This is a genomic window from Rhodoplanes sp. (assembly GCF_013377085.1).
In the GTDB taxonomy this organism is placed as follows: Bacteria; Pseudomonadota; Alphaproteobacteria; order Rhizobiales; family Xanthobacteraceae; genus Rhodoplanes.
Map to the genome: position 1 here is coordinate 128,338 of NZ_JACAAX010000007.1, position 11,965 is coordinate 140,302.

Consider the following 11,965-nt stretch of genomic DNA (forward strand, 5'->3'; position numbering starts at 1 on the left):
CCATCCGCCTCACCGCCCGCGCACCTTCGGCAGGAAGACGAACGGCCAGGGCGACGGCATCGGGCCGACCGGCACCTCGATCAGGGTGGGGGCGTCGCGCCGGGCGAAGCCGCGCTTCAGCGCAGCGCCGAGCTCATCCGGTGTGCGGGCCCGTTCGGCCGCGACCCCGAAGCTTTCGGCGAAGCGCACGAAGTCCGGATTGGCGAGATCGCAGCCGATCAGCCGGTTGCCGTACTGCTCCTCCTGGATGCGGCGGACATTGCCGAAGGCGCCGTCGCTGAACACCACGGCGACCAGTGGAATGCGGTGACGCACCGCCGTGGCGAGCTCGGTCGCCGTATAGAGGAAGCCGCCGTCGCCGTTGATCGACAGCACCGGCACGTCGCGCCGCGCGTCCTGGGCGCCGAGCGCCGTCGCAAAACCCCAGCCGAGATTGTCCTGGTAGCCGGGCGACAGAAAGGTGCGCGGCGCGTAGACCGGCATGGCGAGGCGCGCCGCGAAGCCGATCTGGGTGACCTCGTCGACGAAGATGCCGTCGTCCGGCAGCGCGGAGCGGATGGCGTCGACGAAGGAAAGCTGCGGCTGCAGCACCGCGAGGCGCGTGCGCAGCTTCGCTTGCCGCTCCTCCATCTCGGCGCGGCGCGGTGGCCGGGCACGATTGTGGGCCGGCACGAGGTCGATGATCCGGCGCAGGATCGGCGCGGCGTCGCCGACCAGCGCGCAGGTCGGCGGCGTGTGGCGGGCCGGCTCGTCCGGATCGGCATTGACGTGGATGATCTTCAGGTCGTCGTCGACGCCCCATTCGCGGCAGGCGAAATAGAGCCGCGTGCCGACCGCCAGCACGACGTCGGCTTCGCCCCAAAGCTCGTGGCCGAGCGGGTGCGTGACGCTGAGCGGATCGCGACTCGTGAGGATACCGCGGCCGCGGCGAAAACCGGCGGCCACCGGCGCCTGCAGCACGGCGGACAGCGCCGCCACCTCGGGCGCGGCGTCATGGGCGCCGCCGCCGACCATGATCAGTGGGTTTCTGGCGTTACCGAGCAGCTTTGCCGCGGCCCGCACGGCGTCCTCGTCGATCTCCGGTTCCGGTGAGGGGTCGGGCGCGAAAAACGGCGGCAGCACGGCGGCGCGGCCGTAGACGTCCATGGCGCATTCGAGCGCCGCCGGGCCGGGGCGCCCGGTCCGCATCGCCCGCATGGCGGCATGGACGAGCGGCGCCGCATCTTCCGGACTTCGGATGCGGGCCGTGAAACCGACCAGCCGCTCGATGATGCCGGCCTGGTCGTGGATCTCATGCAGGTGCCCGCGTGAAAGGCCGATCTCGGCGTCGGGGATCTGGCCGATCAGGCCGAGCACCGGGGCGTTCATCGAATAGGCGGTGAGCAGCGCCGCACCGGCGTTGAGGAGGCCGGGACCCGGCACCACGGCGAAGGGCTGCGGCCGGCCGGTGGCGAGCGCGGCGCCGAGCGCCATGTAGGCGGCGGCCTGCTCATGGCGGGCATGCACGGTGCGGATGCGGTCGGCCTGGCGCCAGAGCGCGTCGAACAGCGGGTCGTTGTGCACCCCCGGGACCGCGTAGAGCGTATCGACGCCGTGCGCCAACAAGGCGCCGACGACAGCGTCGGCTGTGGTCGTGAGAGTCATCGGGTCTGCCTCGAACCGGTCGTGGCGGGGGATGGCGGCCGTATAGCCGACCGCGGCGCCGCTGTCGCGCGGCGGGTCAGGCTCTCGGGCGCCGCCGGAGCTTGCTCCAGCCGGCCAGCGCCACCAGCAGGGTGCAGGCCCAGGTGAGGATCGCGCCGAACCCGAAGGCGCAGCGGCCGACGAGCTCGTTGGCGACGCCGGATGCGAGGAACGGAATGTTCGTCTCGAAGTTGCGCGGGCCGGGCCCGAAGGCGATCCAGGATCCGATCACGGCGAAGCTGGCGAACATCACGACGCCGACCAGGACCTGAAGCAGCCGCGGCCAGAACGGGGCGAAGGGCGGCACCTCGGCGCCGGGGTCGCGGCCGGTCAGCGCGTTGACCAGGACGACGAGGCCGGCGAGCAGGAACAGGCCGCCGGCCAGCACGGCGACCCAGATCGGGGTCTTGGGCGGATGCTTCGGCGGCTCGCCGATGACGCCGAGCACCATCAGGACGATGACCAGGCCGACCCCCGCGGCGAGCAGGCCGGCCCAGACCATCCCGTTGCGAGACAGTGGTTTTTGCTCAGCCATCGACCTGGTCCCGCCCGTCCATGTCCGGCCGCGGTTCGCGGTGCGACCGCATCCGTCCGGGGAACGCGGCGATTGTCGCCGGCGATGGTTTCCAATTGGTAGCGGGGCGGGGCAAAAGGCGCGGCTGACGGGAGGCGGACCGGCTCCCCCGCGGCTTGACAAGCGCGACGCCCGCATGCGCTTGTGCGGCCGAATTCACCGGGCCGGGCGCCTTTCGCCCGCCATTCTGCGTCGATGGACCGCCATGCATCGCTATCGTACCCACACCTGCGGCGCGCTCCGGGAGAGCGACGTCGGCAACCCGGCCCGCCTGTCGGGCTGGTGCCACCGCATTCGCGATCACGGCGGCGTGCTGTTCATCGATCTGCGCGACCATTACGGCCTTACTCAGGTCGTCGTCGATCCCGACTCGCCGGCCTTCGCGATCGCCGAGAAGGTGCGGGCCGAATGGGTCATTCGAATCGACGGCAAGGTGCGCAACCGCCCGGCCGGCACCGAGAACCCGGACCTGCCGACCGGTGCCGTCGAGGTTTATGCCCGCGAGATCGAGGTGCTGGGCCCCGCCGGCGAGCTGCCCATGCCGGTGTTCGGCGATCAGGAGTATCCGGAGGACATACGCCTCCGTTATCGCTTCCTCGATCTGCGCCGCGAGCGCCTGCACAACAACATCATGCTGCGCGGCCGGGTGATCGACTCGCTGCGCGCCCGCATGAAGGAGCAGGGCTTCTTCGAGTTCCAGACGCCGATCCTGACCGCCTCGAGCCCCGAGGGCGCGCGCGACTTCCTGGTCCCGTCGCGCATCCATCCCGGGAAATTCTACGCGCTGCCGCAGGCGCCGCAGCAGTTCAAGCAGCTCATCATGGTGTCGGGCTTCGATCGCTACTTCCAGATCGCGCCCTGCTTCCGCGACGAGGACGCGCGCGCCGACCGCTCGCCGGGCGAGTTCTACCAGCTCGACCTGGAGATGAGCTTCGTCACCCAGCAGGACGTGTTCGAGGCCGTCGAGCCGGTGCTGCGCGGCGTGTTCGAGGAGTTCGGCAAGGGCCGGCGGGTGACGCCGAAGTTTCCTTTGATTCCGTTCTCCGAGGCGATGCGCAAATACGGCTCCGACAAGCCGGATCTGCGCAACCCGATCGAGATGGCCGACGTCTCCGAGCACTTTCGCGGGTCCGGCTTCAAGGTGTTCGCCAACATTCTGGCGAACGACCCGACCGCGCAGGTGTGGGCTATCCCTGCGCCCGGCGGCGGCAACCGTGCCTTCTGCGATCGCATGAACGACTGGGCCAAGGGCGAGGGCCAGCCGGGGCTCGGCTACATCTTCTGGCGCGAGAACGAGGAGGGCGGCGCCGGACCGCTCGCCAAGAACATCGGGCCGGACCGCGCCATCGCGATGCGGGATCAACTCGGCCTGAAGGTCGGCGACGCCGTGTTCTTCGTCGCCGGCAAGCCGAAGGACTTCGTCAAGTTCGCCGGCCTCGCTCGCACCAAGGTCGGCGAGGACCTGAACCTGGTCGACAAGGACCAGTTCGCGCTGTGCTGGATCGTCGACTTCCCGATGTTCGAGTGGAACGAGGAGGAGAAGAAGATCGACTTCTCCCACAACCCGTTCTCCATGCCGAACATGCCCGTCGACGAGTTTCTGGCGCTCCAGGAAGGCGACAGCGACAAGATCCTCGGCATGAAGGCGATCCAGTACGACATCGTCTGCAACGGCATCGAGCTGTCGTCCGGCGCCATCCGGAACCACCGGCCCGACGTGATGAAGAAGGCCTTCGCCATCGCGGGCTACGGCGAGGAGGTTTTGGAGCAGAAGTTCGGCGGCATGCTGCGCGCGCTCTCGCTCGGCGCCCCGCCGCACGGCGGCATCGCACCGGGCGTCGACCGCATCGTCATGCTGCTCGCCGGCGAGGAGAATCTCCGCGAGGTCGTGCTGTTCCCGATGAACCAGCGCGCCGAGGATCTTCTCATGGGCGCCCCCTCCGAGGTGACGCCCAAGCAGCTCCGCGAGCTGAACATCCGGTTGAACCTGCCGCAGAAGTGATGTGACGCCACGCCTTCACCTCTCCCCGAAAGCGGGGAGAGGGAGCGTAGGCACCGTGCCCTACCGTGCCGCACCAGGCCGCTCACAACCGAAAAACCCTTGATTCTCAGGGGTCGGATACTTATCTGAGCTGATGCCGCTGTCATCGGTCCGGCCGGACCGATCGGCGGCTTTCGCGTGTTCGACGCCGGTTTTTCGGCACTCTGCCATCACGCTCGGGACGGGGAGGACGACATGCATCACGGCGCCCTCTTGCGAACGCGTACGGGTCCGGGGCTTCCGGACGCGGCGCGGCTCGACCATTTCGTCGTGCGCAACGGCATGCGCTGCGCCGGCGTCCATCTGATCGTCGATGTCTACGGCGGCGAGCGGCTCGACGACATCGACCACATCGAGGAGACGCTGCGGGCCTGCGTCGACGCCGCCGGCGCGACGCTCCTGCACATCCATCTGCATCATTTCCAGCCGACCGGCGTCTCCGGCGTCGCCGTGCTGGCCGAGAGCCACATCTCGATCCACACTTGGCCGGAGGCCGGCTACGCCGCTCTCGACGTGTTCATGTGCGGCAATGCCGACCCGGACGCCTGCATTCCTATCCTTCGCGAGGCGTTTTCGGCCGGGCGCGTCGCCGTGAGCGAGCTGCTGCGCGGGCAGGGGGCTTAGCCGCCCTCCGTCATTCCGGGGCGCGCCGGAGGCGCGAACCCGGAATCCAGCCCGGAAATGGGCTGTCCCGTCGTGATTGGATTCCGGGTTCGCCGCTGTGCGGCGCCCCGGAATGACCGGGAAGCGAAAACACCATGTCGCAAAAGCCCTGGATCCCCGAGACCCTGTTCGACACGCTCGGCTTCCGCATGAGCTACGCGGCCGAGCGGGTGCTGGTCGAGGATCGCACCGCGCACCAGCATCTGGTGCTGTTCGAGAACGCCACCTTCGGCAAGATGCTGATGCTCGACGGTGCCACCCAGGTGACCAGCCGGGACGAGTTCATCTACCACGAGATGATGAGCCACGTGCCGATCCTGGCGCACGGCGCGGCGAAGACCGTCCTGATCGTCGGCGGCGGCGATTGCGGCATCGCCGAGGAGGTCTTGAAGCATCGCGGCGTCGCTCGGCTCGTCCAGGTCGAGATCGACGCCGCCGTGGTCGAGTTCGCCAAGGAGCACTTTCCGGAGTTCACCGGCCCGGTGCTGGCCGATCCGCGCTTCGCACTCGTCATCGCCGACGGCATGGACTTCGTTGCGACGACGCAGGAGCGTTTCGACGTCGTCATCGTCGACTCGACCGACCCGCAGGGGCCCGGGGCCGTGCTGTTCACCAAAAACTTCTACGCGGCGTGCCGACGCTGCCTCACACCCGGCGGCGTGATGGTGACCCAGAACGGCGTGCCGTTCCTGCAGCCGGACGAGCTGGTCGCCTCGGTGACGCATTTCCGCGCGCTGTTCGCCGAGGGCACCTGCTACGTCGCCGCCATCCCGACCTATGTGGGCGGCCACATGGCGATGGGGTTCGCGACCGACGACCTCGCGCTGCGGCAGACCGACATCGCCACGCTCGAGGCGCGCTGGCGAGCGGCCGGCGCCTTCCCGACCCGCTACTGGACTGCCGAGGTGCAGCGCGCCGCCTTCGCGCTGCCGCGCTTCATCGCCGAGGCGATTTCGCCCGAGGCGATCGCGTCCGTTGGCCCGGCTTCCGCCGCATCGATTCAAAAAAGCCATAAAGATGGCTAGGGAAGAGGCGGGGAACTCGTCTGGAGGAATGGCGATGATCAAGACTCTCGGGGCTGCCGCTCTCGTCGCGCTCACGCTGGCGCCGTCCGGTCCGGCGGCCGCGCAGGATGCGCTGACGGGCGGGCTCTTGGGCGGTGCCGCCGGCGCCATCATCGGCGGGGCCGTGACGGGACGGGCCGGCGGCGCGATTGCCGGCGGCCTCATCGGCGGTGCGACCGGAGCCATCATCGGCGCCGAGTCGCAGCGCCGCAACGGCGGTTTCTACTGGTACGAGGGTCGCTGCTACCAGGCCGTGCCGGGCGGCTACCAGCGGGTTCAGCGCAACTACTGCTACTGATCCGACACGTTCGACGACGACTGACGCGGGCCGTCAGAACGGCCGCCGCCGGGCCGCACGGCCCGTCGGCACCGGCGGCGCGAGAACCGCGCCGGCGCGCGCCTGCACCTCCGCCGGCACGGCATAATCCCGCATCAGGGCGCGGGCGTCGCGCAGGCCGGCCGCCTCGCGCTGGACCATCAGCATCCACAGGGCATACGCGGCCGCATCGACCAGCACGGCACGTTCCGTCTTGCGGGCGGTCGCCGCGGGTGTGCCGGTCGCCGGCGCGTCGGCTGTCCCGGCTTGCGCATCGTGGGTTGCCAACGCGGCCAGCGCCTGCTCCAGGCCGCGCCCGAGCCGGCCGAGTGCTGCGGCCTTCTCGGCCAGCAACTCGTCGGCGAGCAGCGCAGCGGGCGACTGGTCCTTCAGGCTCTTCGGCATTCTGGTCGGCTCGGAAGCGGTCCGTGCTTTGCGATCCGCCCGAAAATGCGGTCTCGCCGCCGCCACCGCAAGCCCGTCCGGGCGCCGTGCCGCATCGCCCTCCGGGCAGAGCGCGACCAGGCGATCAGAACACGGCGATATAGCGCAGCAGCGACAGCACGCCGATGATGACGACGATGATGCGGACGATCTGCTTGGCCCGGCCGTCGATCGGCAGAAGGTTGATCAGGTAGAGGATCAGGATGACGACCAGGAACGTGACGAGGACGCTGATCAGGAGTCCCATGGGTGACCGCCTCGGGTCGGCTGAAGGACGGGCAGGCCGGCGCGATGCCGACCGGGCGCGCCGCTGTCGAGCCGGATAGGCCGCGGATGGTCCGCGGTCCGCCGGCACAATTGCCGGCATGAGGTCTCAACGGGGGGGTGGCCGGTAAGTTCCCACCACAGTCGCGTGCGATCGGGGGCCGGACAGGCGAAGGGGCGGTCGGGTGCGGCGAACGGGCCGCGGGTTGCCGCGGCGAAATACCGTCTGCTATAGGCTCGGCGCGCGACCGGGCGCGACTCGCAGGGCTCGGCCGCGGGCCCGTCCGGGTCGCCGGCCCGACCGGGTCGGTCCGCCAGGGCCGCCTGTCCGCTTCCGAGGAGCTCCCATGTCGGTCGACGCCGCGACGGTCCGTCGCATCGCTCATCTGGCCCGCATTGCCGTCGAGGACGACGAGGTCGAACGCCTGAAGGGCGAGCTCAATGCCATCCTGGACTTCGTCGAGCAGCTTTCCGAGGTCGACGTCGCCGGCATCGAGCCGATGACCTCGGTCACCCCCATGGTGATGAAGATGCGTCAGGACGTCGTCACCGACGGCGGCATCCCCGAGCTGGTGGTCAGGAATGCGCCGGCCAGCCAGGACAACTTCTTCCTCGTTCCCAAAGTGGTCGAGTGAGCGCCATGAACAGCCCGACCTCTGGCAGCCTGACCTCTCTCTCCCTCGCCGAGGCGCGCGACGCCTTGCGCAAGCGCGACGTCACCTCGGTCGAACTCACCGAGGCGCATCTCGACGCCATCGCCGAGGCCCGCGTCCTCAACGCCTATGTGCTGGAGACGCCCGACAAGGCGCTCGCCATGGCGAAGGCCTCGGACGCGAAGCTCGCCAAGGGCGAGGGCGGCCCGCTCGAGGGCCTGCCGCTCGGCATCAAGGACATGTTCGCCACCGAGGGCGTGCGCACCACGGCCTGCGCGAAAATCCTGGAAAACTTCGTGCCGGTCTACGAGTCGACCGTGACGTCGCATCTGTGGCGCGACGGCGCCGTGATGCTCGGCAAGCTCAACAACGACGAGTTCGCCATGGGCTCGTCGAACGAGACGTCGCGCTTCGGCCCCGTGATCTCGCCGTGGCGGCGCTCCGGCTCGACCGCCGCGATCGTGCCGGGCGGCTCGTCCGGCGGCTCGGCCGCGGCCGTGTCGGCCGGGCTCTGCCTCGGCGCCACCGGCACCGACACGGGCGGCTCGATCCGCCAGCCGGCGGCCTTCGCCGGCATCGTCGGGATCAAGCCGACCTATGGGCGCTGCTCGCGCTGGGGTGTCGTCGCCTTCGCCTCGTCGCTCGACCAGGCCGGGCCGTTCGCCCGCACGGTGCGGGACAGCGCCATCCTGCTGCGCTCGATGGCGGGCCACGATCCGAAAGACACCACCTGCGTCGATCGCCCGGTGCCCGATTACGAGGTGGCGGTCGGCCGCTCCGTGAAGGGCATGAAGATAGGCATCCCGAAGGAGTATCGGGTCGCCGGCATGCCGGACGAGATCGAGGCGCTGTGGCGGCGCGGCGCCGAGTGGCTGAAGGCGGCCGGCGCCGAGATCGTCGAAGTGTCGCTGCCGCACACCAAATACGCCCTGCCGGCCTACTACATCGTGGCACCGGCCGAGGCCTCGTCGAACCTCGCCCGCTACGACGGCGTGCGCTTCGGCGTCCGCGTGCCCGGCAACGACATCACCGAGATGTACGAGAAGACCCGCGCGGCCGGGTTTGGCCCGGAGGTCCGCCGCCGCATCATGATCGGCACCTATGTGCTCTCGGCCGGCTACTACGACGCCTATTACCTTCGCGCCCAGCAGGTCCGCACGCTGATCAAGAAGGACTTCGAAGACTGCTTCGACGCCGGCGTGCACGCGATCCTCACCCCGGCGACGCCGTCTTCCGCCTTCGGCATCGGCGAGAAATCCTCGGGCGACCCGGTGGAGATGTACCTGAACGACATCTTCACCGTGACGGTGAACATGGCCGGTCTCCCCGGCATCGCCGTGCCGGGCGGGCTCGACGCGCAAGGCCTGCCGCTCGGCCTGCAGCTCATCGGCCGGCCGTTCGACGAGGAGACGCTGTTCTCGCTCGCGTCGGTGATCGAGCAGGACGCTGGCCGGCTGACTCCGGCGCGGTGGTGGTAGGGGAAGCTCAGGCCGCCGGCGGCGCCTCGTTGCCGGCGTCGTCGCAATAGATGTCGGCGAGCGGCACCGCGAGGTCGAGGCCGGGCAACGAGATCGTCGCCGCGCGACCGACCAGCATCTGCGGCTCCTCCGGAAATGTGCCGTCATCGCCGCGCCGCCACAGCCAGACCCGCGGCTCGTCCTGCGACAGCACCAGATAGGTGAGAAGGCTCGGCAAGCTGGTGTATTCGCGAACCTTCGGGCCGAAATCCGTCGCCATCGTCGAAGGTGAGGCGATCTCGGCGATCACGAGGGGCGAGATCGCGGTGAGGCCCTTCCGATCGGAGCTCTGCACGTCGACGGCCACGTCGGGATAGCGGACCGATCGGCCGATCCGAATTGCAAGGTCGCTCACCGCGACGAAATAGCGGCGGCGGTCCAGCACCCGGCGCAGGAAGACGAAAAGGTCTCCTGCGATATCGATATGCGCCCTCGAAGCGCCCGTCATCATCACGACACGGCCCTCGCTCAGCTCGCAGCGCTCCCCCTGCAGGGCGGGGTGGCGCAGGAACTCGTCCGGTGTCAGCGGGGGTAGCGTCCGGATGTTCATCGATGCCTCTCGGACCCCATTCTAGCAGAAGACGCGCGACGCGGGCAGCGGCGGGGCAGAGCGTCCTGTTTCGGCGCCGTCATTCCGGGGCGCGGGCGGCACGCCCGCGAGCCCGGAATCCATACTCCCGGTGAGAATGGCTCACGTACGACAGGGCGTATGGGTCCCTGGCTCGCGGCTTCGCCGCGCCCCGGGACGACGGACGCTAACACTCGACGCCTTTCGACCAGCGGCGCAGGTCCGGTCGACGAACGAGAGCGTCTACTTCCCCGCCTCCTGGACGACCTTGCCGCCCACCATGGTGACGAGCGGGCGGATGTCCTTGATCTGCTCCTGCGGCACGGTGAGGTAGTCGCGGTCCAGCACCAGGAGGTCGGCGTACTTGCCGGGCGCGAGCGAGCCGAGATTGGCCTCCTGGAACAGGAAGGCGGCGTTCGATCGCGTGTGGGCGATCAGCGCCTCCTCGCGCGTCACCGTGCTCTTGAGCACCTTGCGGCCGCCGACCATCTCGCCCGTCACGGCGAAGTGGAGCGTGAAAAACGGATTGGTCGGCGTCACCGCGGTGGCGTCCGAGCCGAGACCCCACGGGATGCCGCTGTCCTGCACCATCCGCAGCGGCGGCATGTCGAAGGTGCGGTCGCCGTGCACGCCGAGCATCAGCGCGCCCTGGACGGAGGGGCGGCTGTGGAGCTGGACATACATGCCGAGCCGCTTCATCCGGGCGATGTCCTGCGGCTCGAGCTGGTCGCCATGCGACATCGTCCAGCGCAGGCCCTTGATCGGCTTCACCGCGTTGATGGCCTCGATCTCGGTCAGGAACGCCTCGATGGTGCCGCGGAGCTGGGCGTGGACGTTGAGGTGCATGCCGCGATCGGCGACCGCCTGGGCGACGCGGCGCCACTGCGCCATCGCCTCGGGCGTCGGCGCCGCCGAGCGGGCCAGGAGGTTGTCGTGCAGCGGGAAGTAGACGGTCTCGCCGTAGCCGGTGTTGTCGAGCCAGTCGTCGCCCTGGAACGGCGTCATCTTGGCGATCACGCCGACGACGCGGTCGACATCGGCCGGGGAGGTTGGCTCCTGCCACAGATTGTAGAAGGTGCGCACGGTCGGCTGGCCGCGCTCCCGCACGGTGCGGAACGCCTCGATATGGCCGGCATGGAAGCCGCGCCCGCCCATCTCCTGGTAGGCCGTGATGCCCATCCGGTTGAGGTCGCGCATCAGCGCGCGAGCGTTCTCGACGCTCCTCTCCTTGGCGACCTCGCCGAGCCGTGCCAGCGTCCAGGCGACGGCACCGCCGCCGTTGAGGACGCCGGTCGGCTGGCCGGCCGCGTCCTTTTCGATCTTGCCGTTGCGCGGATCCGCCGTGGTCGCGTCGACCCCGAGCGCCTTCAGGCCGGCCGTGTTGGCGTAGATGCGGAAATAGATGACCTGCAGGATCACCGGATTGTTCGGCGCGATCGCATCGAGCTCCGCCTTGGTGAAGCCGCGCGGCTCGTCGGTGAACTGCTCCTCCGACCAGCCGCCGAGCACCAGCACCAGCTCGCCCGGCTTTGACGCCTTCGCCTTCTCGGCGATCAGCGCCAGTGCCTCCTTGTGCGACGTCACCCCGTCGATCCGCACCTCGCGGTCCCAATACTCGGCCGCCCGCATGAAGTGGGCATGGTTGTCGATCAGGCCCGGGATCACGGTCTTGCCGGCGAGGTCGACGACCCGGGTCTGCGGTCCTTTCAGCGCCTCGATCCCGGCGACGCTGCCGACCGCGAGGATGCGCTCGCCGGCAATCGCCAGCGCCGGTGCGACCGTGAAGCGGTCGTCGACCGTGACGATCTTGCCGTTCACCAGGATGGTGTCGGCGGTCCGCATGGCTTGCGGGGGTGCGGCGCTGCTCGGTGCCGCTGTGGTCTGGGCCGCGGCGCCGGAGACCAGTGCGGCGAGCAGCGCCGCGGTGCCGGCGAGCCAGCCGGCGGCGAGCACACGGGTGACGTGACGGGGGTGCATGCTTGGTATCCTCCCTGAGCTTCGATTTTTTTTGCTGACTTGCTGCCGACGATAGCGAGCGCCGTACGGCACGGCAATCGTTTGCACGGGCTCGTGACCGGGCGTTCGCGCCGGCCCGCGCGGCCGGCGCCGGGCAGTCGCGCTGCGGAAACCTTGAAGGGTGCGACGACACCATATAACGGAAAGTCGACGAACGGGCCC

The 11,965-nt window shown here is 69.4% G+C and carries 12 protein-coding genes; 6 read left to right on the forward strand and 6 right to left on the reverse strand.

What is annotated here, in order from left to right:
- Positions 1–9: 9 nt before the first annotated feature.
- Both HXX10_RS07970 and HXX10_RS07975 read right to left on the reverse strand, forming a co-directional pair.
- A complete protein-coding gene (locus tag HXX10_RS07970; protein WP_296521406.1) occupies positions 10–1,644 on the reverse strand; it encodes a thiamine pyrophosphate-dependent enzyme in 1,635 nt (544 codons plus the stop codon).
- A gap of 76 nt (positions 1,645–1,720) precedes the next feature.
- Entirely contained in the window at positions 1,721–2,218 is a 498-nt protein-coding gene (locus tag HXX10_RS07975; RefSeq protein WP_296521408.1) for a hypothetical protein, read from the reverse strand.
- A gap of 244 nt (positions 2,219–2,462) precedes the next feature.
- Here HXX10_RS07975 and aspS point away from each other — a divergent pair, with 244 nt between their 5' ends.
- From aspS to HXX10_RS07995, 4 genes are all read left to right on the forward strand, one after another.
- Positions 2,463–4,259, forward strand: a complete 1,797-nt coding sequence (gene aspS, locus HXX10_RS07980; protein ID WP_296521410.1) for an aspartate--tRNA ligase — start codon at positions 2,463–2,465, stop codon at positions 4,257–4,259.
- A 234-nt stretch (positions 4,260–4,493) separates the two neighbouring features.
- Positions 4,494–4,922 (forward strand): adenosylmethionine decarboxylase, encoded by a 429-nt coding sequence (gene speD / locus HXX10_RS07985; RefSeq protein ID WP_296521411.1) that lies wholly within the window; start codon positions 4,494–4,496, stop codon positions 4,920–4,922.
- A 134-nt stretch (positions 4,923–5,056) separates the two neighbouring features.
- A complete protein-coding gene (gene speE, locus HXX10_RS07990) occupies positions 5,057–5,986 on the forward strand; it encodes a polyamine aminopropyltransferase (RefSeq protein WP_296521413.1) in 930 nt (309 codons plus the stop codon).
- Positions 5,987–6,020: 34 nt separating this feature from the next.
- The gene (locus HXX10_RS07995) at positions 6,021–6,323 is read left to right on the forward strand and encodes a glycine zipper domain-containing protein (RefSeq protein WP_296521416.1); all 303 of its coding nucleotides are present in this window, start codon (positions 6,021–6,023) and stop codon (positions 6,321–6,323) included.
- 33 nt (positions 6,324–6,356) lie between these two features.
- Here the strand turns inward: HXX10_RS07995 and HXX10_RS08000 are convergent, their stop codons facing one another.
- Both HXX10_RS08000 and HXX10_RS08005 read right to left on the reverse strand, forming a co-directional pair.
- Entirely contained in the window at positions 6,357–6,746 is a 390-nt protein-coding gene (locus HXX10_RS08000; protein ID WP_296521418.1) for a hypothetical protein, read from the reverse strand.
- A 124-nt stretch (positions 6,747–6,870) separates the two neighbouring features.
- Positions 6,871–7,032, reverse strand: a complete 162-nt coding sequence (locus HXX10_RS08005; RefSeq protein WP_296521420.1) for a Thivi_2564 family membrane protein — start codon at positions 7,030–7,032, stop codon at positions 6,871–6,873.
- Between the two features lie 364 nt (positions 7,033–7,396).
- Here HXX10_RS08005 and gatC point away from each other — a divergent pair, with 364 nt between their 5' ends.
- Entirely contained in the window at positions 7,397–7,684 is a 288-nt protein-coding gene (gene gatC, locus HXX10_RS08010; protein WP_296521422.1) for an Asp-tRNA(Asn)/Glu-tRNA(Gln) amidotransferase subunit GatC, read from the forward strand.
- Positions 7,685–7,689: 5 nt separating this feature from the next.
- Positions 7,690–9,180 (forward strand): Asp-tRNA(Asn)/Glu-tRNA(Gln) amidotransferase subunit GatA, encoded by a 1,491-nt coding sequence (gene gatA, locus HXX10_RS08015; RefSeq protein ID WP_296521424.1) that lies wholly within the window; start codon positions 7,690–7,692, stop codon positions 9,178–9,180.
- Positions 9,181–9,187: 7 nt separating this feature from the next.
- Here the strand turns inward: gatA and HXX10_RS08020 are convergent, their stop codons facing one another.
- Together HXX10_RS08020 and HXX10_RS08025 are read right to left on the reverse strand one after the other, a co-directional pair.
- The gene (locus tag HXX10_RS08020; RefSeq protein WP_296521425.1) at positions 9,188–9,769 is read right to left on the reverse strand and encodes a Uma2 family endonuclease; all 582 of its coding nucleotides are present in this window, start codon (positions 9,767–9,769) and stop codon (positions 9,188–9,190) included.
- Positions 9,770–10,030: 261 nt separating this feature from the next.
- Entirely contained in the window at positions 10,031–11,764 is a 1,734-nt protein-coding gene (locus tag HXX10_RS08025; protein WP_296521427.1) for an amidohydrolase, read from the reverse strand.
- Between the last annotated feature and the right edge of the window lie 201 nt (positions 11,765–11,965).